This is a genomic window from Pseudomonas sp. FP2335 (assembly GCF_030687535.1).
Lineage (GTDB): Bacteria > Pseudomonadota > Gammaproteobacteria > Pseudomonadales > Pseudomonadaceae > Aquipseudomonas.
In genome coordinates this window covers 5,606,340-5,631,615 of sequence record NZ_CP117437.1, presented here as the reverse complement: position 1 = coordinate 5,631,615, position 25,276 = coordinate 5,606,340, and the positions used below count along the sequence as shown (strand labels likewise).

24 protein-coding genes and 1 pseudogene are annotated in these 25,276 nt (G+C 62.9%); 14 read left to right on the top strand and 11 right to left on the bottom strand.

All coding sequences use genetic code 11. From position 1 onward, the window contains the following. Positions 1 to 41: 41 nt before the first annotated feature. The 7 genes from PSH81_RS25440 to gshB form a co-directional block, all read right to left on the bottom strand. Positions 42 to 1,313 carry a dihydroorotase gene (locus PSH81_RS25440; RefSeq protein WP_226454553.1) on the bottom strand — a complete coding sequence of 424 codons (1,272 nt, stop codon included), beginning with the start codon at positions 1,311 to 1,313 and terminating at the stop codon, positions 42 to 44. Continuing rightward, positions 1,310 to 2,314 (bottom strand): aspartate carbamoyltransferase catalytic subunit, encoded by a 1,005-nt coding sequence (locus tag PSH81_RS25435; protein ID WP_192301257.1) that lies wholly within the window; start codon positions 2,312 to 2,314, stop codon positions 1,310 to 1,312. The genes PSH81_RS25440 and PSH81_RS25435 overlap by 4 nt, the downstream gene beginning before the upstream one ends. 24 nt (positions 2,315 to 2,338) lie before the next feature. Then, on the bottom strand, positions 2,339 to 2,845 hold the full coding sequence (pyrR, locus tag PSH81_RS25430) for a bifunctional pyr operon transcriptional regulator/uracil phosphoribosyltransferase PyrR (RefSeq protein ID WP_226454552.1): 507 nt from the start codon (positions 2,843 to 2,845) through the stop codon (positions 2,339 to 2,341). A gap of 73 nt (positions 2,846 to 2,918) precedes the next feature. Then, positions 2,919 to 3,356, bottom strand: a complete 438-nt coding sequence (gene ruvX / locus PSH81_RS25425; protein ID WP_003195067.1) for a Holliday junction resolvase RuvX — start codon at positions 3,354 to 3,356, stop codon at positions 2,919 to 2,921. Further along, positions 3,356 to 3,925: a YqgE/AlgH family protein gene (locus tag PSH81_RS25420; RefSeq protein WP_192301259.1), complete on the bottom strand. Its 570-nt coding sequence runs from the start codon at positions 3,923 to 3,925 to the stop codon at positions 3,356 to 3,358. Before PSH81_RS25420 ends, ruvX begins: the two co-directional genes overlap by 1 nt. Before the next feature lie 186 nt (positions 3,926 to 4,111). Beyond that, positions 4,112 to 5,017: an energy transducer TonB gene (locus PSH81_RS25415; protein WP_305391681.1), complete on the bottom strand. Its 906-nt coding sequence runs from the start codon at positions 5,015 to 5,017 to the stop codon at positions 4,112 to 4,114. Positions 5,018 to 5,094: 77 nt separating this feature from the next. After that, complete coding sequence (gene gshB / locus PSH81_RS25410; protein WP_226454550.1) at positions 5,095 to 6,048, bottom strand: glutathione synthase; 954 nt, start codon at positions 6,046 to 6,048, stop codon at positions 5,095 to 5,097. 239 nt (positions 6,049 to 6,287) lie between these two features. On the opposite strand from gshB, the gene pilG reads away from it, so the two are divergent. From pilG to PSH81_RS25365, 9 genes and pseudogenes are all read left to right on the top strand, one after another. Further along, positions 6,288 to 6,695, top strand: coding sequence for a twitching motility response regulator PilG (gene pilG, locus PSH81_RS25405; protein ID WP_305391680.1), 408 nt, complete (start codon positions 6,288 to 6,290; stop codon positions 6,693 to 6,695). Positions 6,696 to 6,741: 46 nt separating this feature from the next. Beyond that, positions 6,742 to 7,107: a twitching motility response regulator PilH gene (pilH, locus tag PSH81_RS25400; protein WP_034101258.1), complete on the top strand. Its 366-nt coding sequence runs from the start codon at positions 6,742 to 6,744 to the stop codon at positions 7,105 to 7,107. Between the two features lie 12 nt (positions 7,108 to 7,119). Further along, entirely contained in the window at positions 7,120 to 7,644 is a 525-nt protein-coding gene (locus PSH81_RS25395; protein ID WP_192301262.1) for a chemotaxis protein CheW, read from the top strand. Next, positions 7,641 to 9,692 (top strand): methyl-accepting chemotaxis protein, encoded by a 2,052-nt coding sequence (locus tag PSH81_RS25390; RefSeq protein ID WP_305391679.1) that lies wholly within the window; start codon positions 7,641 to 7,643, stop codon positions 9,690 to 9,692. Before PSH81_RS25395 ends, PSH81_RS25390 begins: the two co-directional genes overlap by 4 nt. Before the next feature lie 185 nt (positions 9,693 to 9,877). Beyond that, on the top strand, positions 9,878 to 15,697 hold the full coding sequence (locus tag PSH81_RS25385; RefSeq protein ID WP_305391678.1) for an Hpt domain-containing protein: 5,820 nt from the start codon (positions 9,878 to 9,880) through the stop codon (positions 15,695 to 15,697). Then, positions 15,690 to 16,145, top strand: coding sequence for a chemotaxis protein CheW (locus PSH81_RS25380; protein ID WP_226454547.1), 456 nt, complete (start codon positions 15,690 to 15,692; stop codon positions 16,143 to 16,145). Before PSH81_RS25385 ends, PSH81_RS25380 begins: the two co-directional genes overlap by 8 nt. Positions 16,146 to 16,283: 138 nt before the next feature. Continuing rightward, complete coding sequence (locus PSH81_RS25375) at positions 16,284 to 16,667, top strand: polymorphic toxin type 44 domain-containing protein (protein ID WP_192299950.1); 384 nt, start codon at positions 16,284 to 16,286, stop codon at positions 16,665 to 16,667. Then, positions 16,645 to 17,064: a hypothetical protein gene (locus PSH81_RS25370; RefSeq protein WP_305391677.1), complete on the top strand. Its 420-nt coding sequence runs from the start codon at positions 16,645 to 16,647 to the stop codon at positions 17,062 to 17,064. The genes PSH81_RS25375 and PSH81_RS25370 overlap by 23 nt, the downstream gene beginning before the upstream one ends. Before the next feature lie 74 nt (positions 17,065 to 17,138). After that, a pseudogene (locus PSH81_RS25365) lies at positions 17,139 to 17,231 on the top strand (chemotaxis protein CheW); the annotation flags it as partial. A gap of 144 nt (positions 17,232 to 17,375) precedes the next feature. Here PSH81_RS25365 and PSH81_RS25360 read toward each other — a convergent pair. Further along, positions 17,376 to 17,663: a HigA family addiction module antitoxin gene (locus tag PSH81_RS25360; protein ID WP_305391676.1), complete on the bottom strand. Its 288-nt coding sequence runs from the start codon at positions 17,661 to 17,663 to the stop codon at positions 17,376 to 17,378. Positions 17,664 to 18,098: 435 nt separating this feature from the next. Between PSH81_RS25360 and PSH81_RS25355 the strand changes: the two genes are divergently transcribed. Together PSH81_RS25355 and PSH81_RS25350 are read left to right on the top strand one after the other, a co-directional pair. Continuing rightward, the gene (locus PSH81_RS25355) at positions 18,099 to 18,344 is read left to right on the top strand and encodes a DUF6124 family protein (protein ID WP_305391675.1); all 246 of its coding nucleotides are present in this window, start codon (positions 18,099 to 18,101) and stop codon (positions 18,342 to 18,344) included. Positions 18,345 to 18,473: 129 nt separating this feature from the next. Next, on the top strand, positions 18,474 to 19,091 hold the full coding sequence (locus PSH81_RS25350; RefSeq protein ID WP_192299945.1) for a hemolysin III family protein: 618 nt from the start codon (positions 18,474 to 18,476) through the stop codon (positions 19,089 to 19,091). Positions 19,092 to 19,232: 141 nt separating this feature from the next. On the opposite strand, the gene PSH81_RS25345 is transcribed toward PSH81_RS25350, so the two are convergent. Continuing rightward, positions 19,233 to 20,135 (bottom strand): LysR family transcriptional regulator, encoded by a 903-nt coding sequence (locus PSH81_RS25345; protein WP_226454545.1) that lies wholly within the window; start codon positions 20,133 to 20,135, stop codon positions 19,233 to 19,235. A gap of 99 nt (positions 20,136 to 20,234) precedes the next feature. On the opposite strand from PSH81_RS25345, the gene PSH81_RS25340 reads away from it, so the two are divergent. The 3 genes from PSH81_RS25340 to PSH81_RS25330 are packed head-to-tail and all read left to right on the top strand — an operon-like array spanning position 20,235 to position 22,755. Continuing rightward, on the top strand, positions 20,235 to 21,467 hold the full coding sequence (locus tag PSH81_RS25340) for a D-amino acid dehydrogenase (protein ID WP_226454821.1): 1,233 nt from the start codon (positions 20,235 to 20,237) through the stop codon (positions 21,465 to 21,467). Between the two features lie 10 nt (positions 21,468 to 21,477). Next, positions 21,478 to 21,828, top strand: a complete 351-nt coding sequence (locus PSH81_RS25335) for a RidA family protein (protein ID WP_192299940.1) — start codon at positions 21,478 to 21,480, stop codon at positions 21,826 to 21,828. Between the two features lie 24 nt (positions 21,829 to 21,852). Continuing rightward, positions 21,853 to 22,755 carry a transporter substrate-binding domain-containing protein gene (locus PSH81_RS25330; protein WP_226454544.1) on the top strand — a complete coding sequence of 301 codons (903 nt, stop codon included), beginning with the start codon at positions 21,853 to 21,855 and terminating at the stop codon, positions 22,753 to 22,755. Positions 22,756 to 22,895: 140 nt separating this feature from the next. On the opposite strand, the gene PSH81_RS25325 is transcribed toward PSH81_RS25330, so the two are convergent. After that, entirely contained in the window at positions 22,896 to 23,615 is a 720-nt protein-coding gene (locus tag PSH81_RS25325) for a 16S rRNA (uracil(1498)-N(3))-methyltransferase (RefSeq protein WP_305391674.1), read from the bottom strand. A gap of 69 nt (positions 23,616 to 23,684) precedes the next feature. After that, positions 23,685 to 25,091 (bottom strand): adenosylmethionine--8-amino-7-oxononanoate transaminase, encoded by a 1,407-nt coding sequence (locus PSH81_RS25320; protein WP_192299938.1) that lies wholly within the window; start codon positions 25,089 to 25,091, stop codon positions 23,685 to 23,687. Positions 25,092 to 25,276: the final 185 nt, after the last annotated feature.

Here is a 25,276-nt window from a genome sequence, read left to right as displayed (position 1 = left end):
TCGCGAGCAAGCCCGCTCCCACATTTTTTATCCTGCCCGCTTTAGGCCTGGTAGCTGATCCGACCGTCGACCAGGGTGTAGCGCACCGTCGCCGGCAGGCTGTGGCCAATGAACGGGCAGTTTTCACCCTTCGACAGCCAATGCTCCCCGGCAACGGTGGAACTGGCCGGGTCAAACAGCACCAGATCCGCCGCCGAACCCACCGCGAGCTTACCCGCCGGTAAGCGCAGGGCGTCGGCAGGACCCGCGCTCAAGCGTGCCAGCAGCGTCGGCAAATCGAGCAAGCCTTCCTCAACCAACGTCATCGCCAGGGGCAACAACAGCTCAACGCTGCTGATCCCCGGCTCAGTCGCGCCAAATGGTGCCAACTTGGCATCGCGTTCGTGGGGCTGGTGGTGGCTGGAAATCGCCGAGACCACCCCGGACTTCACCGCCGCCCGCAGACCATCACGGTCGGCACGGGTGCGCAGGGGCGGCTGCACGTGGTACAGGCTGGAGAAGTCGATCAGCGCTTCGTCGGTCAAGATCAACTGATACAACGCCACATCCGCCGTCACCGGCAAGCCACGGGCCTGGGCCTGGGCGATCAGGGCCACGCCCCGCGCGCTGGTCAACTGGCTGAAGTGCGCGCGCACGCCGCTTTGCTCGACCAGCAGCAGGTCGCGGGCCAGGGCCACGGTCTCGGCGGTCTCGGGGATGCCGGGCAAGCCGAGGAAGCTGGCCACGGCACCTTCATGGGCCAGGCCACCTTCGGCGAGGTCGCGGTCCTGGGAATGGAAGATCACCGTCAGGTCGAAGGTGGCCGCATATTCCAGGGCGCGGCACAGGGTGCGAGTGCTGCGAAAGCTTTCCAGGCCGTTGCCGAAGGCCACGCAACCGGCGTCGCGCAGGGCGATCAGTTCGGCGAGTTGTTCGCCTTCCAGGCCTTTGCTCAGGGCGCCGATGGGGAACACTTTGCAGTTGCCGGCTTCACGGGCGCGGTCGAGGATCAACTCGGTCACCGCCGAGGTGTCCAGGATCGGCTTGGTGTGCGGCGGGCAGCACAGGCTGGTCACGCCACCGGCAGCGGCGGCGCGGGTTTCGCTGAGGATGCTGCCTTTGCGGCTGTAGCCCGGCTCGCGCAGGGCGACGTTGAGGTCGACCAGCCCGGGCGCGGCCACCAGGCCTTTGGCGTCGATGGTTTCAACGGCGCTGAAACCGGCCGGGGCGGCGCCGATGGCGATGATCTTGCCGGCTTCAAGATGCAGATCGGTGACTTGATCCAGGCCACTGGCCGGATCGATGACGCGGGCGCCGAGGATGCTGAGCTTCACTGGGCGTTCTCCTGCTCGAATTGACGTTGCGCGGTTTGCCCGCTCATGGCCATGGACAATACGGCCATGCGCACGGCGATGCCGTAGGTGACCTGGTTGAGAATCACCGACTGGGTGCCGTCGGCCACCGCCGACTCAATCTCCACCCCACGGTTGATCGGGCCGGGGTGCATCACGATGGCGTCCGGCTTGGCACCGGCCAGGCGCGCAGTGGTCAGGCCGAACAGGCGGTAGAACTCACCTTCGCTCGGCAGCAGGCCACCGGCCATGCGCTCGCGCTGCAGGCGCAGCATGATGACCACGTCCACATCCTTGAGGCCTTCGGCCATGTCGGTGTAGACCTTCACACCGTATTGCTCGATGCCGATGGGCAGCAGGGTTTTTGGCGCGATCACGCGGATGTCCGGGCAGCCCAGGGTTTTCAGGGCCAGCATGTTCGAGCGCGCAACCCGCGAGTGCAGGATGTCGCCGACGATGGCCACCGACAGGTTTTCAAAGCTGCCCTTGTGCCGACGGATGGTGAGCATGTCGAGCATGCCCTGGGTCGGGTGGGCGTGACGGCCGTCGCCGCCGTTGATGATCGCGACCTGCGGGCACACGTGCTCGGCGATGAAGTGCGCGGCGCCGGAGTCGCCGTGGCGCACCACGAACATGTCGGCGGCCATGGCTTCCAGGTTGCGCAGGGTGTCGAGCAGGGTCTCGCCCTTGCTCGCCGACGAGGTCGACACGTTCAGCGTGATCACGTCGGCCGACAGCCGTTGGGCCGCCAGTTCAAAGGTGGTGCGGGTGCGGGTGGAGTTCTCGAAGAACACATTGCAGATGGTCTTGCCGCGCAGCAGCGGGACCTTCTTCACCGCGCGGCCGCCGACTTCAAGGAACGAGTCGGCAGTGTCGAGGATTTCGGTGAGCAGTTCGCGGGGCAAACCGTCGAGGGACAAGAAATGTTGCAACTGACCCTGAGCATTGAGCTGCAGCGGGCGCTTGGCATCTAGAGGCGTCATCGCGGGGACTCTTTACAAGGCGGTTTAAAGGGCAAGGTCTTGCAGTTCGAGTTCGAGCGGCGTGGGACCGGACAATTTTACCCGCTGGTGGGGTTCCAGCGACAGCGTCGCGCCGACCACATCCGGGCTGATCGGCAATTCGCCGGCGTCCAGGTCCAGCAGACAGACCAGGGTCACGCTGGCCGGGCGGCCGTAGTCGAACAGTTCGTTCATGGCGGCGCGGATGGTGCGCCCGCTCATCAGCACGTCGTCGATCAGTACCAGGTGCTGGCCTTCGATCTCGAACGGCAGGGCCGATGGGCGCACTTGCGGATGCAGGCCGTTCTGGCTGAAGTCGTCCCGGTAGAACGACACGTCCAGGGTGCCGAGGGGCGCGTCGCTGCCCAATTCTTCCAGCAATGCCTGGGCGACCCACACACCGCCAGTGCGAATGCCGATGAAGCGTGGCTCGCTGATGGCGCGGTGTTGCAGATGGGCCGTGAGGTTTTTGGCCATTTGGCTGATCAGTTCGGCGGGGTTCGGCAAGCTCATGCAGGCTCCTTCAGGACCTTGGCGCAGGCAAGGTCCGGGCTCAAACGTAAAAAGACGCGGCAAGCCGCGTCAGTCAGGATTCAAATAAAGCGGTGTTTTCATCCAGCCAGCCCTGCAACAGCAAGGCGGCGGCGATGGCGTCCACCGGGTTGTCGCGGTAGCTGCCTTTCTGGCCGCCACGGTCGCGGCGTTCACCTTTGGCTTCAAAGGTGGTGAGGCGCTCGTCGTGGGTATAGAAAGGCAGGTTGTAGCGGCCATTGAGGCGGCGGGCGAATTTTTCGGCGCGCAGGCACATGTCGCTTGGGGTTCCGTCCATGTTCAGCGGCAGGCCGACCACGACGGCGTCGGGCTTCCACTCCTTGATCAGGGCTTCGACCTGGTTCCAGTCCGGTACGCCGTTCTGGGCTTTCAAGGTGCACAGCTCGCGGGCCTGGCCGGTGATCACCTGGCCGACCGCTACGCCGATCTGTTTGGTGCCGTAGTCAAAACCGAGGATCAGACGCAAAGCCATCAGGCGTGCCCCGCCTGGCTGGTCAGCAGGCTCAGGTTGACCCGCAGCTTGGCCGCAGCGGCGTCAAGGCGCAGTTCCACGGGGGTGTTGAAAAGGATGTCGGCGTCGAACGGGCAGGTCAGCCAGGCGTTGCTGGCCAGTTCGGCCTCCAGCTGGCCAGCTTCCCAGCCGGCGTAGCCGAGGGTGATCAGGCTGTGCTCGGGCCCCACGCCGTCGGCGATGGCGAACAACACATCCTGGGACGTGGACAGCGACACGCCGTCCAGGTCGACCGTGGCCTGGAACTTCGGCCCGGTGGGGTGCAGGACAAAACCGCGATCGGTCTGCACCGGCCCGCCGATGTAGATCGGCACGCCCTGGCAGCGAGCCGGCGGGTCGGCCTCGGGGCGCAGTTGCTCAAGAATGTCCGCCAGGTTCAGCTCTTGCGGGCGGTTCACCACCAACCCCATGGCACCATTGGCGGTGTGCTCGACAATGTAGGTCAAGGTCTGCGCAAAGTTCGGGTCGGCCATGTGAGGCATGGCGATCAGGAATTGGTGCTTGAGGTAGGTCGGGCTGACGTTTTTCATGTCCGCTAGTGTGGCGTTGGAGGGGCGAACTGACAAGCCTGGCGTGTAGTGAGCGGGCTTGCCCGCGCTGGGTGGCGAAGCCGCCCCAAACGCTACGCCGCGGTGTTTCAGAAAGACCGAGGTGAATGGATTGGGGCGGCTTCGCCGCCCAGCGCGGGGCAAGCCCGCTCACTACAAGTGTCTGATTTAGTTGCTGGAGAGGCGGTCGCCCTTGGCAAACTTCCAGGTGCGGATGATTTCCAGGCGGTCGACGTCGTTCAGGTCGCCGGTAAACGGTGCAAAAGGTGCGGCCAGGCGCACGATGCGCTGGGCGGCCTGGTCCAGCAAGGGCTGGCCGGAGGACTCGAGTACCAGCACTTCATATAACGAACCATCGCGGTTGATCGACACCAGTAAGCGCAAATTGCCATAAATCTGCTGGCGACGGGCCTCTTCAGGATAGTTGAGGTTACCGATGCGCTCGACCTTCTTGCGCCACTCATCCTTATACCAGGCGCCCTTGTCACGCATGGTCGAGGCGGCATTCAGCCGGTAGATGCGCGGGCGCTTGGCGTACAGCTGTTGTTCGTTGGCCAGTTCGGCTTCGAGGCTGGAGATTTCGTCGGTCAGCGTCGAACTGTCGAAGGTCGGCGCCGGCTTGACGGGCTGGGGCTGCGGCTCGGTCTTGGCTTTTTCGCGTTGCACCGGCGCTTTCTGCGGTTTTGGCGCGACGGTGGTCACGGTGGGCTTGGGTACCGTCTGCTGGACCTCGGGCTTGGGCGTCGGCGGTGGGCTGACTTTGTTGACCTTGTTGTCCTGGAATGGCGCCACTTGCGTAGTCTTGGGCACCGCTTTCTTGTCCAGGGTGCCGCTGCCTTGCTGGTTGTCCTGGGCGAGAAAATCGGCCTTCTCGGGCTTCTTTTCGCTCTTGAACGTGGCGAGGGTGATTTCCAGGGTCTTGGTGATCTGCTTGGGTTCGACCATGGTGAAACCCACGCCGAGGAGCAGGGCCAGGTGAATCAACGCAGCCAGGAACAGGGTAAATCCGAGCCGATCAGCCGGGCGCACCCTGCTGTGGGAGAGTTCGGGGGGCAGTTCGGACGGGAGTGTCATGACAGAGGAACCAACATCGCGCGTTTCACAGGTGGCGCATGATAACGCAATGTTGGTTTGTGTCCGGCTGTTCTATGTCACTTGGCTTGTAGCTTGCGATCGATGGCAGCCATCAGCATTTCGCCGATATTGGTGCCGAACGCGTTGTCGATCTCGCGGATGCAGGTCGGGCTGGTGACGTTGATTTCGGTCAGGTGCTCACCGATCACGTCCAGGCCTACAAACAACAGGCCTTTTTCCCGCAGGGTTGGTCCGACTTGGGAGGCGATCCAACGATCCTTGTCCGACAGCGGCCGTGCTTCGCCACGTCCACCGGCCGCCAGGTTGCCACGGGTCTCGCCGGCTGCCGGGATCCGCGCCAGGCAGTAATCCACCGGCTCGCCGTCGATCATCAGGATGCGCTTGTCGCCGTCCTTGATCGCCGGCAGGTAAGCCTGGCCCATGATCTGCTGGGTGCCCAGGGCGGTCAGGGTCTCCAGGATCACCGACAGGTTCGGATCGCCGGCGCGGTGACGGAAGATCGACGTACCCCCCATGCCATCCAGCGGCTTGAGGATTACATCACCGTGCTTGGCGGCAAATTCACGCAACACGTCGGCACGGCGGCTGACCACGGTCGGCGGCGTGCATTGTGGGAACAGGGTGGCGAACAGCTTTTCATTGCAGTCGCGCAGGCTTTGCGGTTTGTTGACGATCAACACACCGGCGCGTTCGGCCTGCTCCAGCAGGTAGGTGGAGTAGACGAACTCCATGTCGAACGGCGGGTCCTTGCGCATCAGGATCACGTCCAGGTCGCTCAGGGAACTGTCGGTTTCGTCTCCCAGTTCGAACCACTTCTCGGGGTTGGCAAACACCTGCAGCGGGCGCATGCGCGCGCGGGCCTCGCCGTCGCCCTGGTACAGGTCGCGCTGTTCCATATAGAACAAGGTCCAGCCGCGGGCCTGGGCGGCCAGGAGCATGGCCAGCGAGCTGTCCTTTTTATAGGAAATGCTGGCGATAGGGTCCATGACAATGCCGACGCGAACGCTCATGGGGGATTTCCTCTAGCAAATTAGGGCGCATAAAAGTGGCGTCAGAGTGGCGCTGCGGCTGTTGTGGGTCAAGGAAAAACCACCTGGCCGGTTGCTCGATAGATTGCGCCCGGAGACTGTGCTAAAAAGACTGCCACAGCGCAGCAGCCCTTGAGATCCAAGGCTTGCGGCACTCACCCTGTGAGACGTCAGGCAGTACACACCGAAAACCGATTCGCTGTGGCGATGGTAGAGCAGATATGGAACAGCATTCCAACGCCTTGAGAGTGATGGTGATCGACGATTCAAAGACGATCCGCCGTACCGCCGAGACCCTGTTGAAGAACGCGGGGTGCGAGGTCATCACGGCCATCGACGGTTTCGATGCCCTGGCGCGGATTGTTGATCATCACCCGCACATTATTTTTGTCGACATCATGATGCCGCGCCTGGATGGCTACCAGACCTGCGCCCTGGTGAAGAACAACCCGGCGTTCAAGTCGATCCCGGTGATCATGCTGTCCTCCAAGGACGGCCTGTTCGACAAGGCCAAGGGGCGTATCGTCGGTGTCGATCAGTTTTTGACCAAGCCTTTCAGCAAGGAAGAACTGCTGGGCGCGATCAAGGCCTACGTGCCTGCCTTCGCCGCAGCAGAACAAGCACACTGACACCGCCCCACAAGGGCCGGCGTCTACCAAGTTAGTGGGGAAAACCATGGCACGTGTTCTGATCGTCGACGATTCGCCGACTGAAATGTACAAATTGACCGGCATGCTGGAAAAGCATGGCCACGAAGTCCTCAAGGCCGAAAACGGCGCAGACGGCGTGGCCCTGGCCCGCCAGGAAAAACCCGATGCCGTTCTCATGGACATCGTGATGCCGGGCCTCAATGGCTTCCAGGCCACCCGCCAGCTGTCCAAGGAGCCGGAAACCAACGGCATCCCGATTATCATCATCACCACCAAGGATCAGGAAACCGACAAGATCTGGGGCGCGCGCCAGGGCGCCAAGGATTACCTTACCAAGCCGGTGGATGAAGACACCCTGATCGCCACCCTGAACAAGGTGTTGGCCGGCTGACGGCAGGCGATCATGACCGAGTCGCAAACCGCCTTCGAGCTGTTGCTGGACATCGACCGCCGCTGCCGCCTGCTGGCTGCCGACCTGCCGTCCCAGGAAACCCGGCAGCAGGGTTGGAGCGGCATCGGCTTTCGCGTGGGCGCGCACTGGTTCGTCGCGCCCATGGGCGAAGTCGCCGAAGTCCTGCATGAGCCGCGCTGCACTTTAATGCCCGGGGTCAAGACCTGGGTCAAGGGCGTGGCTAATCTGCGTGGACGCTTGTTGCCGGTGATGGACCTCGGTGGGTTCCTCGGCCAGGCGCTGTCCAAGGCGAGCAAGCAACGGCGCGTACTGGTGGTGGAATACAACGACCTGTTTGTCGGGCTGTTGGTGGACGAGGTGGTGGGCATGCAGCATTTCGCACAAGACGCATTGCGGGTGAACGTCACCCCCGGCGCGCCGTTTATCCAGGGCCAGTTCGACGGCGATCAGCCATGGCAGGTCTTCAGCCCCTTCGCCTTGGCCCAGGCCCCTGGCTTCATGGATGTCGCCGCATGACCACCGCTACCACGCCCAAACCCCAGGCCGCCTCGCACAGCCGCTCACAGATCATCGTGCTGTTTATCGCGCTGATCGTGTTCATCATGCTGCTGTTTGCCAACTTCGCCTACCTCAACACCCAGTCCACCTACGACAAGCAGTACATCGGCCACGCCGGTGAATTGCGCGTGTTGTCCCAGCGCATCGCCAAGAACGCCACCGAAGCCGCCGCCGGTAAAGCCGCCGCGTTCAAGCTGCTCGGCGAGGCGCGCAACGACTTCGCCCAGCGTTGGGGCTACCTGAAAAAAGGCGACCCGCAAACCGGCCTGCCCGCCGCCCCCAGCGCGGTGCGCGCCGAGATGCGTGCGGTGCAGACCGACTGGGAAGCGCTGCTGAAGAACACCGACGCGATCCTCGCCAGCGAACAGACCGTGCTGTCCCTGCACCAGGTGGCCGCGACCCTCGCCGAAACCGTGCCGCAATTGCAGATGGAGTCGGAAAAAGTCGTCGACATCCTGTTGCAACGCGGCGCCCCGGCCAGCCAGGTGGCGCTGGCCCAGCGCCAATCGCTGCTCGCCGAACGCATCCTCGGTGCGGTCAACACCGTGCTCGCCGGCGACGAAACCGCCGTGCAGGCCGCCGATGCGTTTGGCCGTGATGCCAACCGCTTCGGCCAGGTGCTCAACGGCATGCTCCAGGGCAACGCCGGGCTGCGCATCACCCAGGTCGAGGACCGCGACGCCCGTGCGCGGCTGGCGGAGATTGCGGAGCTGTTCGAGTTTGTCTCCGGCTCCGTGGATGAAATCCTCGAAACCTCGCCGCAACTGTTCCAGGTGCGTGCGTCGGCGAGCAACATCTTCAACCTCTCGCAAACCCTGCTCGATGAAGCCTCGCACCTGGCCACCGGGTTTGAAAACCTCGCCAGCGGGCGCACCTTCGATACCATCGGCGGCTACGTGCTGGGCTTGCTGGCGCTGGCTTCGATCATCCTGATCGGCCTGGTGATGGTGCGCGAGACCAATCGCCAACTGCACGAAACCGCCGAGAAGAACGAGCGCAACCAGAACGCGATCATGCGCCTGCTCGATGAAATCGAAGACCTCGCCGACGGCGACCTCACCGTGACCGCCTCGGTGACCGAAGACTTCACCGGCACCATCGCCGACTCGATCAACTATTCGGTCGACCAGTTGCGCGACCTGGTCGCCACCATCAACCTCACCGCCGGCCAGGTCGCGGGCGCAGTGCAGGACACCCAGGCTACCGCCATGCACCTGGCCCAGGCCTCGGAGCATCAGGCCCAGCAGATCGCCGAAGCGTCCACCGCGATCAACCAGATGGCCCAGTCCATCGACCAGGTTTCGGCCAACGCCGCCGAATCTTCGGCGGTGGCGGAGCGCTCGGTGGAAATCGCCAACAAAGGCAACGAGGTGGTGCACAACACCATCCACGGCATGGACAACATCCGCGAGCAGATCCAGGACACCGCCAAGCGCATCAAGCGCCTGGGCGAGTCGTCCCAGGAAATTGGCGACATCGTCAGCCTGATCGACGACATCGCCGACCAGACCAACATCCTCGCGCTCAACGCGGCGATCCAGGCGAGCATGGCCGGGGATGCCGGGCGTGGTTTCGCGGTGGTCGCCGATGAAGTGCAACGCCTGGCCGAACGTTCCTCGGCGGCGACGCGGCAGATCGAAACCCTGGTGCGCGCCATTCAGGCCGACACCAACGAAGCCGTGATCTCCATGGAGCAGACCACCACCGAAGTGGTACGCGGCGCGCGGCTGGCGCAAGACGCTGGGGTGGCGCTGGAAGAGATCGAAGGCGTGTCGAAAACCCTGGCGGCGCTGATCCAGAGCATCTCCAATGCGGCGCAGCAACAGACGTCTTCGGCGGGGCAGATTTCGCTGACCATGAACGTGATCCAGCAGATCACCAGCCAGACGTCTTCGGGCTCGACCGCGACCGCCGAGAGCATCGGCAATTTGGCGAAAATGGCCAGCCAGTTGCGCAGGTCGGTGTCGGGGTTCACCCTCCCGCCCGCCAAGCAGGTGGATGATTGAAATACCATCCCAATGTGAATGCGGGCTTGTGTGGGAGCGGGCTTGCTCGCGAATGCGGTGGGTCAGCCAATACAGATGCCGGCTGACCCACCGCATTCGCGAGCAAGCCCGCTCCCACAGTTGATCTCCTCTGGTCTGGAGAGCGATGCACTACCAGCAACCCACGAATTCTAAGCGGAGCAGTTATGGTTGATCGGCACGACTACGTGGCCCTCGAATGGGTCAAGGGCGACATTGCCGAAACCCTGAAACAGGCCCGTTCGGCGCTGGATGCGTTTGTCGAAACCAACGACAGCGCCGTCATCGACCAGTGCCTGGCCGGTATCCACCAGGTGCATGGCGCGCTGCAAATGGTCGAGTTCTACGGCGCGGCGCTGCTGGCCGAAGAGATCGAGCACCTGGCCTTGGCCTTCCAGGCCGGCCAGGTCAGCCAGCGCGACGAAAGCGTGCGCCTGCTGCAACAAGCCCTCGGCCAACTGCCGCTGTACCTTGACCGCGTGCACAGCGCCCGCCGCGACCTGCCGCTGGTGGTGTTGCCGTTGCTCAACGACCTGCGCAGTGCGCGGGGTGAAAGCCTGCTGTCGGAAACCAGCCTGTTCAGCCCGCAACTGCTGTCGATTGCGCCGCTGCCCGACGACGTGCTGGCCCAACGTGCGCCACCCGACCTGCAAGAACAACTGCGCCAGTGGCACCAACTGCTGCAACAAGCCCTTGCCGGGCTGCTGCGTGAAGACCACGGGCCCAGCAACCTGGAAGACATGGCACGGGTTTTCGCCCGCCTCGAAACGCTGTGCCAGGGCGCGCCGTTGTTGCCGCTGTGGCAAGTCACCTCGGCGCTGGTCGAAGGCATGCTCACCGGCGTGATCGCCAACAGCCCGGCACTGCGCAGCCTGCTCAAGGCCAGTGACAAGCAACTCAAGCGCCTGTTGGCCCAGGGCATCGGCGGGATCAACCAGCCGGCGCCGGATGACCTGCTCAAGAGCCTGCTGTTCTACGTGGCCAAGGTCACCCGGCCGACACCGCGCATGCAAAGCCTGAAGGAACGTTACGGTCTCGACGAAGCCTTGCCCGACAGTGCCGTGGTAGACGCCGAACGCGCACGGCTGGCCGGGCCGGATCGCAACGCCATGGGCTCGGTGCTCGGCGCCTTGTGCGAAGAGCTGGTGCGGGTCAAGGAGCGCCTCGACCTGTTCGTGCGCAGCGACCGCCAGCACACCAGCGACCTCGATGCGCTACTCGCACCACTGCGGCAGATCGCCGATACCCTGGCAGTGCTGGGCTTTGGCCAGCCGCGCAAAGTGATCATCGACCAACTCGCCGTGGTGCTGAGCCTGGCCCAGGGCCAGCGCGAACCCAACGACGCCGTGTTGATGGACGTCGCCGGTGCCTTGCTCTACGTCGAAGCCACGTTGGCGGGAATGGTCGGCACGGTCGAGCCGGAAAGCCGCGAGGAAAGCCGCCTGCCCACCACCGACCTGACCCAGATCCACCAGTTGGTGATCCGCGAGTCCTGCCAGTGCCTGCGCCAGGCCAAGGAACTGGTGATCGATTGCGTCGAAGCCGACTGGGACAGCCAGCGCCTGGAGTCTTTGCCGGAACTGCTCAGCCAGGTGCGCGGCGCGCTGGCGATGATCCCGCTGCCACGGGCGGCGAGCCTGATGCGCGGTTGCACCCATTACGTCGACGAACAGTTGATGGTCAACGAGGTGCCGCCGTCCGAAACCGAGCTGGGGCATTTTGCCGATGTGATCAGCAGCCTGGAGTACTACCTCGAACGCATGCTCCAGGACCCCGACGCCGATGGCGAACGGGTCCTGGAAACTGCCACCCAGGGCCTGGCGGCGCTGGGTTACCTGCCGGCGGAGAAACCCTGGCGCCAGGCGCTGGCGGCACCGGACGGCGCGTTGACGGTGGACGCCACGCCGAGCCAGTCGCAGTTCGATGCCCTGGCCAACCCCACGTCGCGGCTCAACCCGCCGGCGCTGCAACGCCCCGGCAGCCTGCTGCCGCCACCGGCCGACGAAGAACCGATCGACGATGAACTGCGCGAAGTGTTCCTCGAAGAAACCGATGAAGTCCTCGACGTGCTACACCGCCACCTGTCCAACGGCGCCGACAAGGCGGCTTTGGGCGAAATGCGCCGCGCCTTCCACACGCTCAAGGGCAGCGGGCGCATGGTGCGTGCGCTGGTATTGGCGGAGCTGGCCTGGGCCGTGGAAAACTTGCTCAACCGTGTGCTGGAACGCAGCGTGGCGCTGGGGCCCGACGTGCAACAGGTGCTGGACGACGCCGTCGCCCTGCTGCCGGAATTGATCGCCGACTTCGCGACTGACGACCAGCACCAACGCGATGAAGTCGACGCCCTGGCCGCCCGCGCTCACGCCCTGGCCAGCGGCGCGCCGGCACCTGCCGCCGAACCCCACGACCCGATGCTGCTGGAGATCTTCCGCAACGAGGTCCAAAGCCACCTGGAAAGCCTCAACCACTTCCTGCACCAGGCCGCCGAGCATGTGCCGCTGCAAGTCAGCGATGAACTGCAACGCGCCCTGCATACCCTCAAGGGCAGCGCCTATATGGCCGGCGTGTTGCCTATCGCCGAACTGGCGCGCCCGCTGGATCACCTGACCCGCGAGTACAAGGCCCATCGCCTGCCGCTGGACCTGGATGAGGTGGAGTTGCTGCTGGAAGCCGAGGGCCTGTTCCAGCGCGGCTTGCGCCACCTGGACCGCGACCCGCTGGCACCGATCAAAGGCGCGCCGGACCTGATCAAGCGCATCCAGGCCCTGCTCGATCATCAGTTGGCCGCGCTGCTCGATGCGCCGAACACCGGCCTGCGCATCAAGCGCGACCCACAATTGATCGCCAACTTCCTGGCCCAGGGCATGGACATCCTGCTCGATGCCGAAACCCTGCTGCGCCGCTGGCAACAGCACCCCGGCGAACGCCAGGAACTCACTGCGCTGCTTGACGAGCTGACCACGCTGGGGGAGGGCGCGCACATCGCCGACCTGCACGCCATTGACGAACTCTGCGAAGCGCTGCTTGATCTGTACGGCGCCGTGGAAGAGAGCAGCCTGGCGGTCAGCGAGCGCTTCTTCCACGAGGCCGAACTGGCCCATGACGCGCTGATCAACATGCTCGACCAACTGGCCGCCGGCCAGGAAATCAACCCGGTGCCCACCCGCCTGCAAGCCCTGCGCGAACTGCTGGACGAAGCCCTCGACCCGTCCGCCACTGGCCTGGTCAAGAGCGACGGCAGCCACGCGCTGAGCATCGCCGAACTGGGCGCCGCCACGGCGAAACTGGAACACGAGACGGCAGTGGACGACGAGATCGTCGAGATCTTCCTCGAAGAAGCCGTGGACATCCTCGACAGCGCCGGGCAGTCCCTCAAGCGCTGGCTGCTGGAGCCCGAGAGCAGCGCACCGTTGTCGTCACTGCAACGTGACCTGCACACCCTCAAGGGCGGTGCGCGCATGGCCGAAATCGGCCCGGTGGCCGAGCTGGCCCATGAGTTGGAAGGCCTCTACGAAGGCTTGGTAGACCGCCGCTACAGTTACTCCGCCGAGTTGGCCCAGGTGCTGATGGCCAGCCATGAACGGCTGGCCTTGCAACTGGAAGAACTGCAACACCAACAGCCCCTGAGCGACAGCGCCGAACTGGTGGCCAAGGTGCGTGCCTTGCGCCAAAGCGCGCCGCCGCCCACCGCGCCCCAGGCGCTGGAAAGCCCCGGCGCCGACCCTGAGTTGCTGGATATTTTCCTCGAAGAAGCCGCCGATATTCTCGACAGTTCCGGCAGTGCCTTGCTGCGCTGGCAGGCCGAGCCAGGCAACCGCCAGGAAGTCGAAACCCTGCTGCGCGACCTGCATACCCTCAAGGGCGGCGCGCGCATGGTCGAGATCGGCCCGATTGGCGATTTGGCCCACGAGCTGGAGTTTCTTTACGAAGGCTTGTCGGCCGGTTTGCTCGCGCCGTCGGCGGAACTGTTCGCGCTGCTGCAAGGTTGTCACGACCGTTTGGCGCAGATGATCGATGCGGTCGCGGACGGCTTGCCGGTGGGCTCGGTGGACAAACTCATCGAACGCATCAAAAGCCTGGTGCACCCGAGCAACGAGCCGGTGCTGCCGGTGGCGTTGCCGGCAGGCAAGGCCGAGACGGTGGTTGATCCCGCTGCCGACATGGTGAAGATTTCCGCCGACTTGCTGGATGACCTGGTCAACCTGGCCGGTGAAACCTCGATCTTCCGTGGGCGTATCGAGCAGCAGGTCAATGATGCGCGCATTGCCCTGAGCGAGGTGGAAACCACCATCGAGCGCATGCGCGACCAACTGCGGCGCCTCGACACCGAAACCCAGGGCCGTATCCTCAGCCGCCAGCAGGCCGAGGCCGAGCGCCTGGGTTATGAAGAGTTCGATCCGCTGGAAATGGACCGCCATTCGCAGTTGCAGCAACTGTCCCGCGCCTTGTCTGAATCGGCCTCCGACCTGCTCGACCTCAAGGACACCCTCGAGCGGCGCAACAGCGATGCCCACGATCTGTTGCAGCAACAGGCGCGCATCAACACCGAGTTGCAAGAAGGCCTGATGCGCACGCGCATGGTGCCGTTCGAGCGCATGTTGCCGCGGCTCAAGCGCATCGTGCGCCAGGTGGCGGGCGAGCTGGGCAAGGACGTCGAATTCATCGTCGGCAACGCCGAAGGCGAGATGGATCGCAACGTGCTGGAACGCATGGCGGCGCCGCTGGAACACATGCTGCGCAACGCCGTCGACCACGGCCTGGAGTCCCGTGATGCGCGCCTGCTGGCGGGTAAGCCGGAGAAGGGTCGCATTACCCTGGACCTGACCCACGAAGGCGGTGACATCGTTTTCGACATGCGCGACGACGGCGCCGGTGTGCCGCTCGAAGCGGTGCGGCGCAAGGCGATCAAGCGTGGCCTGCTCGACCCCAACCAGGAGATCAGCGACCGCGACGTGTTGCAGTTCATCCTGCAACCGGGTTTTTCCACGGCGGAAAAGATCACCCAGATTTCCGGGCGCGGCGTGGGCATGGACGTGGTGCATGAAGAAGTGCGCCAGCTCGGTGGCTCGATGTTTATTGAGTCGACGCCGGGTGTCGGCGTGCACTTTCGCATTCGCCTGCCGTTTACCGTGTCGGTCAACCGGGCGCTGATGGTGCAGTGTGCGGACGATCAATACGCGATCCCGCTCAACACCATCGAGGGCCTGGTGCGGGTGCTGCCCCACGAGCTGGCCGGGCACTATCAGCAAGATCCGCCGCGTTATGAATACGCCGGCCAGCGCTACGAACTGTTTTACCTGGGCGACCTGCTGCACACCGTCAGCCGTCCCAAGCTGCTTGGCCAATACCAGCCGGTGCCGGTGCTGTTGGTGCAATGCAATGAACGGCGGGTGGCGGTGCATGTGGATGCCATGGCCGGCACGCGGGAGATTGTGGTCAAGGGCCTGGGCCCGCAGTTTGCCGGGGTACAGGGCTTGTCCGGCGCGACCATCCTCGGCGATGGCCGCGTGGTGCTGATCATCGACTTGCTCGCGCACATCCGTGCCCGCCAACCGGCCTTGCCGGCGCAGGCAGTGGACGCGCCGCTGGTGCTCAACGACCCGCTGAAAAAACGCCCGCTGCTGGTGCTGGTGGTGGACGATTCGGTCACCGTACGCAAAGTCACCAGCCGCCTGCTGGAGCGCAATGGCATGAACGTCCTGACCGCCAAAGACGGCATCGACGCCATCGCCGTGCTTGAAGAACACACCCCGGACCTGATGCTGCTCGACATCGAAATGCCGCGCATGGACGGCTTCGAAGTGGCGATCCAGGTGCGCAACGACCCGCGCCTGATGCGCCTGCCGATCATCATGATCACCTCACGCACCGGCCAGAAACACCGCGACCGCGCCATGGCCATCGGCGTCAACGACTACCTCGGCAAGCCGTACCAAGAGTCGGTGCTGCTGGAAAGCATCGCCTACTGGAGCAAGTCCCATGCTTGACCACCGCACCAGCCAACTCACCGGCCTGTTGTTGCCCCTGGCCGACCGCCACCTGGTGCTGCCCAACGTCGCCATCGCCGAGCTGATCGACTTCCAGCGCGGCGAACCGGCCAGCGATGCGCCACCGTGGTATCTGCGCCAAGTGACCTGGCGTGATCAACAACTGCCGCTGATCAGCTTTGAAGCCGCGTGCGGCGAAGCGGTCGTGACCGCCGAGCGCTCGCGGATCGTGGTGCTGAACGCCCTGGGTGGGCGGCCGACGTTGAAGTTCATTGCGCTGGTGATCCAGGGGATTCCGCGTTCGTACAAGCTCGATAGCCAGTTGAGTTATGTGGACGTGCCGCTGTGCCCGCTGGAGCTGGCGGCGGTGCAGGTGGGCGAGCATGTGGCGAAGGTGCCGGATTTGCTGGGGTTGGAAGCGTTGTTGGTGGAATCAGGCTTGGCCTGAGCCCCTCCCACGTTTGGTCTTCTGTGTAGGTCCAGTTATCAAACACTGTCTGAAATGTCTGTAAGTTGGTTTGCTGAGTTTTTGCCGATTTTTGAGTGCTAGTTTTCAGCACTCATCTCCATCCGCAAGGACTCGCAAATGGCTGTCCCTCCTACGCCTCCGGGCGTTTCGCTGCAAGACAATATCGCCTTGGCCAATAACCGACGGTTGCATCTGAAACCGGGTTCGGCGTTTACCTATTCGTGGTTTTACTCACAGGTCCGAGGGCGTGGCCCCTGGGATTACAAACAGAAAAGTCGGGAATACGAGGCATTCGGCAACTTCAACTATGGCGTCACCGGAACGGTGCTGGGCATTCCTGAAGGTGTCTTGCTAAGGGCCGCAGGCGCCGCGCAAAAGGCAGCTGGCACCTCCCGAGCGGAATTTGGCGATTGGTGGGGCGATGCGCCATACGGCGATGACCATAGTGATCAGTATTGGATCAAGGAGGGTATCGAATATGCCAGGTCCCAAGGCTACTAATCGGCTGGTACAGGGCCTGCTCAATGGGCTGCTAGTGGTGTGTCTCGGCTACCTGGGGGTTGGCTGGTTGGTGAGCCCTGGCACGCCGGAATTGGATCAAGTGGTGTTCAAGTATGCGTTGGATAACGGTAGGTCGATCTATGGGGTTCGGGACGGGCAGGGTGGGGCGACCGTGGGTTTTTCCTACAGGTACTATGTGCATAAGGACTTGGGCAGTGATCAGGAGATATTGGCAGCGCTGGTTTCTGCCCATCCCTTTATGAAAACCAAAGAGCCTGACGTCCAAGTGAACCGGGTGGACGGAGTTATCCACCTGATTGTTCATGGAGAAGTCCACGAGTACCGAAGCTATCCGCTTGAAGGTTTGGGAGCGGTGAAAATAGACATGCAGTTGTAACTGCGGCCAGACCTGCCCGAGCAACAGCCTCAAACAATGCATGAATCTGCCTGCCGAACTCTATTGTGGCGAGGGAGCTGGCGGCGGTGCAGGTGGGCGAGCATGTGGCGAAGGTGCCGGATTTGCTGGGGTTGGAAGCGTTGTTGGTGGAGTCCGGATTGGCCTGATCTCAAACCCTGTGAAGATCGAATGTGGGAGCTGGCTTGCCTGCGATAGCGGTGTGTCAGATGTTGATGCTGTGACTGACACACTGCAATCGCAGGCAAGCCAGCTCCCACAGTGGATCTTCTGTGCCTTGAGCGCTGTGCCCGTTACTCAATCCGCGCAAACCGCTCAATCACCGGCTGTTCCCGATGCTCGGCCTGCCACAAATCATAGGCACTCTGCATCGACAGCCACAGCTGCCCAGTGCTCACGCCTGCCCGTTCCAGCCGCACCGCCAAATCCGGGCTGACCGGCGCACGCCCGTGCAAAATCCTTGAAAACGTCTCACGAGCAAACCCCAGACGCCGGGCCATTTCGGTGATGGTGATGCCTAGGGCAGGGATCACGTCTTCAAGCAGGATTTCGCCTGGGTGAGGGGGAGGGTGTATGGGCATTCTGGATCCTTTTTATGGCGCTGGGCATTCGGCTAAAAAGGCTAGAAGGGTCAGTTCCGAGCAACAACCCTAAAACGTTGTATGAAACTTCTTGTTTGTCGGCGTTGGGCGATGCCTCGGATTTTTCCTGCAAGATTTTGGGCCAGGCGTGAACTTGTCGCGTGCAGCCAGCGCGCCTAGTCTTCGTCCCGTCATCGCAAAAAACGGTGACACGGACGTGCAAGTCCGGTTTCATGTCGGCGCACCAACGCCCATAGCCTTTCAACGGGCGTTTTTCATGCCTGCTGTATTTGTTATGGCGGCTGTGCGTGGGAGATCCCTCGGGGTCTGCCGGGGTCCGATATGCCCGGTCTTGCACACCTGCGCACGGCTGCCACCTTTATTCGCGTGCAAGCGGAAGAGGACAGTCTCCATCACATATCGGAGCTGTAAATCATGATCAAACCCACCCCCAATCCCCCCAGGCACCTCTTCACCGTCAACCCTCACCAAGACACCGAAGCGCTGCTGGTCAACGCCAGCGAAACCTTGTCGTCCCTCAACGCCATGACCTGCAACCTGGCCTTCGACCTGGACACCTCTCAGCGCGCAATCCTGCTCGGGATCCTGCAAATGGCAGAGCTTGGGCAGTTGTTGGTGGATCGAGCTCTTGAACAGATTGCCCCCTCATCTGCGGCTTGATACTTGAGCGTTCCCCAAAAGGCACCTGTCGGTCCCTTTTGGGGACTCTTTCTCTAGCCCCTTGCACTCTCCCCCACAACGCTGGACCCTAGCCCCTCATTGCTAACGGGAATCGGAGGTCAGTGGCGCATGTATCACGGTGAACGATTCAACGCCTGGAGCCACCTGCTCGGCGCGGTGGCGGCTTTTGCGGGGGCGGTGTGGATGTTGGTGGTGGCGAGCCTGGATGGCAGCCCCTGGAAGATCGTCAGCGTGGCGATCTATGGCGTCACGCTGCTGGTGTTGTACAGCGCGTCGACCGTGTACCACAGCGTGCGCGGGCGACGTAAGGAGATCATGCAGAAGGTCGATCACTTTTCGATCTACCTGTTGATCGCCGGCAGCTACACGCCGTTTTGCCTGGTGTCGTTAAGGGGGCCGTGGGGCTGGACGCTGTTCGGCATCGTGTGGGGGTTGGCGGTGATCGGCATCCTGCAAGAGATCAAGCCCCGTTCCGAGGCGCGGATCTTGTCGATCGTGATCTATGCGGTGATGGGCTGGATCGTGCTGGTGGCAGTCAAGCCGCTGATCGCTGCGCTGGGCACGGCGGGTTTCACCTGGCTGGCGGCGGGCGGGGTGTTGTACACCGTCGGCATCATCTTCTTTGCCCTGGAGGACCGCCTGCGGCATTCCCATGGGATCTGGCATTTGTTTGTGATTGGCGGGAGTTTGCTGCACTTTGTGGCGATCATGCGCTACGTACTCTGACGGCCGACTCGATCAAAAATGTGGGAGCGGGCTTGCTCGCGAATGCGGTGGGTCAGCTAATAGGCTAATTGACTGATACACCGCTTTCGCGAGCAAGCCCGCTCCCACATTGGTTTTTCATTGGGCTTGAGAATGCTGTTCTTAGAGGCGTTGCAGCAGCTCTTGGGCACGCTGCCCAACAATCCCCAACAACTTGGCCAACATATGCGGCGGCGGCTCATCTGCGCGGGTCAGGGCGTACAAGGTGATCGGCAACGGTGGTGTGAGCGGGCGGATGCAGGTGGTGGCGGTCGAGGCGCCGAGGGCGGTGAAGGGGTCGATGACCGTCAGGCCAGCGCCGGATTCGACCATGGCGCGGGCCAGGGAATAGGTTTGCACCGAGATTGTCACCCGGGGCGCGGGGTCGACGTTTTCCAGGTAGCTGTCGAGTTTGGCGGCCAGCGGATCGGCGCTGGAAAGGCCGATCAACGGCGCACCCGCCAGGTCCGCCAGGGGCAATGGCGTGCTCAGTTCGGCTTCGCTCCAGTAGCCTTTGGACGCCAACGCCACCAGCACACCGTTGGCCAGCACTTGGGTGGTCAACCCCGGGTGCCCGGAGAAGTTGAGGGTCAGCGCCAGATCAATCTCGCGCATCAGCAGTTTCTGCACCAGCTCGCGGCTGTGGTCGCTGGACAGCTCGCAGGCCATGTCCGGGTAATCGCGGGTCCATTCCAGGATCGCCGGCGGCAGCAGCGACAGGGCCAGCGCCGGGATCGCCCCGATGCGCACGCTCTGGCCCGGCGCGCGGCGCAAGCTCTTGGCCAGGCGCCGCACGGCTTGCAGGCTGTCGGTGACTTTATCGACTTCGCGCTCCAGCGCCAGCGCTTCCGGCGTGGGCTGCAACTTGCCGCGCACCCGCAGAAACAACGGGAAACCCAACTGCAACTCGGCGTGCTGCAGCACCTTGGTCACTGCCGGTTGTGACACGTGCAACAGCTGCGCGGCAGCGCTGACGGAGCCGGTCTGGCGGATAGCCTGGAAGATTTCGATATGACGCAGGCGCATGGCAAGTCCATAACCTTTGTTTATAGGTGAGCCATCTTTATTCATTGTCGCTGGCCTGTCACCTGCCCCTAGGCTGGAACCCTCTTAATGCAACGGCAGGTGGCGGGGATGGTGTGCATCATCGGCGGTGGGGTGATCGGTCTGGCCAGTGCCTATGCGCTGGTGCGTGCGGGCCATGAAGTGACGGTGATCGATGCGCGCGACACCCTGGGCAGCGAGACCAGCTTCGCCAACGGCGGGCAATTGTCCTACCGCTACGTCGCCCCGCTGGCGGATGCCGGTGTGCCGCTGCAAGCCATCGGTTGGTTGCTGCGTGGTGACTCGCCGCTCAAGCTGCGCCCGCGCCTCGACCCTCGGCAATGGCGCTGGATGGCGGCGTTCCTCGGCGCTTGCCGTGGCTCGGTGAACCAGCGCAATGCCGCGCACCTGCTGCGCCTGGCGGCCTTGAGCCAAGCGACGTTGCAGCAATGGCGCGAGGAGGATCGCCTGGACGGTTTCGACTGGCGGCGCAACGGCAAGCTGGTGACCTTTCGCACTGCGGCAAGCTTTGAATCGGCGCGCAATAAAATTACCGACATCCTGCAACAGCAAGTGCTATCCGCCGCCGATTGTGCACGGTTGGAACCGGCGCTGGAGGGCGGTGGTTTTGTCGGCGGGATCTACACACCGAACGAAGAAGTGGCCGACTGTCATGCCTTCTGCCAGCGTTTGGCGGCGCGGCTGCAAGCGTCGGGGCGTTGCCGCTTTGAGCTGGGGCGCAAGGTCACTGGCATTCGTCATGCCGACGGCGCGGTGCAGGCAATCGAGTTGGGCGATGAGGTGATGCCGGTCGAAAACCTGGTGCTGGCCGCCGGTTATCGCAGCGCTGAACTGGGGGCCTCGCTGGCGCTGTACCCGCTCAAGGGCTACAGCCTCAGCGTGCCGATTGGCGCGCAGCATCGGGCGCCGAACGTGAGCATCACCGACTACGACCGCAAGATCGTCTACGCGCGCATCGGCGAGCAACTGCGGGTGGCGGCGATGGTGGACATCGTCGGTTTCGATGCGAGCCTCGACCCCAAACGCCTGGCGCTGATGAAACGCCAGGCCCTGGAGACTTTTCCCCTGGCTGGCGACTATGCCCATGCGGTGGAATGGGCCGGCATGCGTCCGGCCACCCCGACCGGCGTGCCGCTGATTGGCGCCGGTCAATATCGCAACCTGTGGCTGAACCTGGGCCACGGTGCGCTGGGTTTTACCCTGGCCTGTGGCAGCGGCCAACTGCTTGCCGAGCTCATCGACCAACAGGTCACTTCCATTGATATGCAGGGCCTGGCGCCCCGCGCGGCATAAGGATGCCCCCATGACCATTAACCGAATCAGCAGCAATGAACGCCTGAGCGGCGCCGTGACGTTCAAGGACTTGGTGTTCCTCTCCGGCCAGGTGCCAGGCGACGGTGAGGACGTGGCGACGCAAACCCGCGAAGTCCTCGCCAAGATCGATGGGCTGTTGGCCCAGGCAGGCAGCGACAAGGATCATCTGCTCAATGCAACGATTTATCTGAAGGACATCAGCAGCGGTTTTGCACCGATGAACGCGCAGTGGTCTGCGTGGCTTTCGCCAGGCATGGCGCCGACCCGCACCACCCTGCAAGCGGAACTGGCTCGACCCAGTGTGCTGGTGGAAATCAGCGTGATTGCTGTACGTAAATAACTCAAAGACCAACGGAGAATAACAATGAAAAAGATCCTGTTGACCGGCTGCACCCTCGGGCTGTTATTGGCCGCACAGGCCCAAGCGAGCACGGCCCCGCTGGACGGCACACTGGCCAAGATCGCCAGCGCCCAGTCAATCACCCTGGGTTATCGCGATGCGTCGGTGCCGTTTTCCTACGTGGGGGATCACAGTGGCAAACCCATGGGCTATTCGGTGGAGCTGGCGAACAAGATCGTCGAGCGCATCCAGCAGAAAACCGGGGTGGCCAACCTGAATGTGAAGTACAACCTGGTGACATCGCAAACCCGTATCCCGCTGGTGCAGAACGGCACCGTCGACCTGGAATGTGGCTCTACCGGGGTGACCGCCGAGCGGCAGAAACAGGTGGCGTTTTCCTACGGGTTTATCTATGTGAAGGGCCAGTTGCTGACCGCCAAGGACAGCGGCATCAAAGGCTTCGGCGACCTTTCCGGCAAGAACGTGGTGACCACTGCGGGTACCACCAACGAGCGCTTTCTCAAGAGCTACAACGCCGAGCACAAAGCCAACATGTTCGTGATCAGCGCCAAGGACCACGGCGAGGCGTTCAAGATGCTGGAGACCGGCCGCGCGGCGGCGTTCTACATGGATGATGCGTTGCTTTACGGCGAACGTGCCAAGGCCCGGGACCCGCATAACTGGGTGGTGGTAGGCGAGGAGCAGTCGCGGGAGATCTACAGCTGCATGGTGCGCAAGGATGACCCGCAGTTTCTCGCGGTGGTCAACGAGACCCTGGGTGATTTGTATCGCAGCGGCGAGATCAACGGGATTTACCAGCGCTGGTTTGAACAGCCGATTCCGCCCAAGGGCTTGAACCTTGAGTTCCCGATGACCAGCGAGCTGAAGGCGATTATTGCCAAGCCGGTCAGCGATCCGGTGGAGTAGTTGCCTGGCAATCCAATCCAAATGTGGGAGCGGGCTTGCTCGCGAATGCGGTGTGTCAGCCACAGTTAAGCTGACTGACTCACCGCATTCGCGAGCAAGCCCGCTCCCACATTTTTGATTGGGTTTGCAAAGGCAGAGGGTTAGAAATCACCCCATAGCTGTTGAGCGACAGCCAATGCCACCACTGGCGCAGTTTCGGTACGCAACACCCGCGGCCCAAGGCGCGCAGCGTGGTAGCCGGCGGCTTGGGCGACCTCGACTTCATTGTCCGTCAACCCACCCTCAGGCCCGATCAAAAACGCCAGGCTCGATGGCTTGGCATGGCTGATCATCGGCTCGGCCACCGGGTGCAGCACCAGCTTCAACTGCGCCTCGGTCTGCTTCAACCAGTCTGCCAGCAGCAGCGGCGGGTGGATCACCGGCACCGTCGAACGCCCGCATTGCTCGCACGCGCTGATCGCCACCTGGCGCCAGTGCAGCAGGCGTTTGTCGGCGCGCTCGTCCTTGAGGCGCACTTCGCAGCGCTCGCTGAAAATCGGCGTGATCGCGTTGACCCCAAGCTCGGTGGCTTTCTGGATCGCCCAATCCATCCGCTCGCCCCGGGACAGGCCCTGGCCGAGGTGGATGTGCAGCGGGGATTCGGCATGGCCCGCGAAGCTTTCGCTCAGTTGCACGGTGACGCGCTTCTTGCCGACTTCCAGCAAGCTGCCGAGGAATTCCTGGCCGGAGCCGTCGAACAATTGCACGGCGTCGCCTTCGACCATGCGCAACACGCGGCTGATGTAATGCGCCTGGGCCTCGGGCAGTTCTACGTCGCCGAGGCTCAGCGGGGTGTCGGTGAAAAAGCGGGACAATCTCATTTCTGTTCTCTGGAGAATTCTGTGCGGGAGCAAGATAACGGTGGCGAGGGTGCCTAAAAAGGTGGGGAATCAACCCGGATCGCGAAAGCCTGGGTGGAAGTCCTGTGGCACCGCGACGCTGACGCTGCTGTTGGTGGCGATGTCGATGCCTTCACTGGCCACTTCGGCGAGGAAGTCGATCTGCTCCGGCGTGATCACATATGGCGGCAGGAAGTACACCACGCTGCCCAACGGCCGCAACAGTGCGCCGCGTTCCAGGGCGTGTTCGAACACCTTGAGGCCTCGGCGTTCCTGCCACGGGTAGGCGGTCTTGGTGGCCTTGTCCTGAACCATCTCGATGGCCAGTACCATGCCGGTCTGGCGCACTTCCGAGACGTGCGGGTGGTCGACCAGATGCGCGGTGGCGCTGGCCATGCGCTGGGCCAGGGCCTTGTTGTTTTCGATGACGTTGTCTGTCTCGAAAATATCCAGCGTCGCCAACGCCGCCGCGCACGCCAGCGGGTTGCCGGTGTAGCTGTGGGAATGCAGGAAGGCGCGCAGGGTCGAGTAGTCGTCGTAGAAGGCGTTGTACACGTCATCGGTGGTGAGCACGGCAGCCAGCGGCAGGTAACCGCCGGTGAGGGCCTTGGACAGGCACAGGAAGTCCGGGCGGATGCCGGCCTGTTCGCAAGCGAACATGCTGCCGGTGCGGCCGAAGCCCACGGCGATTTCATCGTGGATCAGGTGTACGCCATAGCGGTCGCAGGCTTCGCGCAGCAGCTTGAGGTACACCGGGTGGTACATGCGCATGCCGCCAGCGCCCTGGATCAGCGGCTCGACGATGACGGCGGCGACGGTGGCGTGGTTTTCCGCCAGGGTCTGTTCCATGACCAGGAACATGTTGCGCGAGTGCTCTTCCCAGCTCATGCCTTCGGGGCGCAGGTAGCAATCCGGGCTGGGCACCTTGAGGGTGTCGAGCAGCAGCGCCTTGTAGGTCTCGGTAAACAGCGGCACGTCGCCCACCGACATCGCGGCGATGGTTTCGCCGTGGTAGCTGTTGGTCAGGGTGACGAAGCGCTTCTTGTCGGGCTGGCCGCGGTTGAGCCAGTAGTGAAAGCTCATTTTCAGCGCGACTTCGATGCACGATGAGCCGTTATCGGCGTAGAAACACCGGGTCAGGCCTGCGGGCGTCATCTTGACCAGGCGCTCGGACAACTCGATCACCGGCTGGTGGCTGAAACCGGCGAGGATCACGTGTTCCAGCTGGTCGACCTGGTCCTTGATGCGCTGGTTGATGCGCGGGTTGGCGTGGCCAAACACGTTGACCCACCAGGAACTGACCGCGTCGAGGTAGCGCTTGCCTTCGAAGTCTTCCAGCCACACGCCTTCGCCGCGCTTGATCGGGATCAGCGGTAGTTGCTGATGGTCTTTCATCTGGGTGCAGGGATGCCACAGCACGGCGAGGTCGCGTTGCATCCACTGGTTATTCAAGCCCATCTTGCATCTCCTCAAGCAACAATCGCGCAAGCCTATGCAATGGGCGGCCGTGTCACAACCCTATAAGAATTAATTCGCGGTAAACGCAGGACGGTCTGTCACGTTTCTTAGGAATAGTCTTAATGCCTTGTTAATTTATTATGCATAGTCTCTTGATCGTATTTCTCGATATTTCAAAGCGAAAT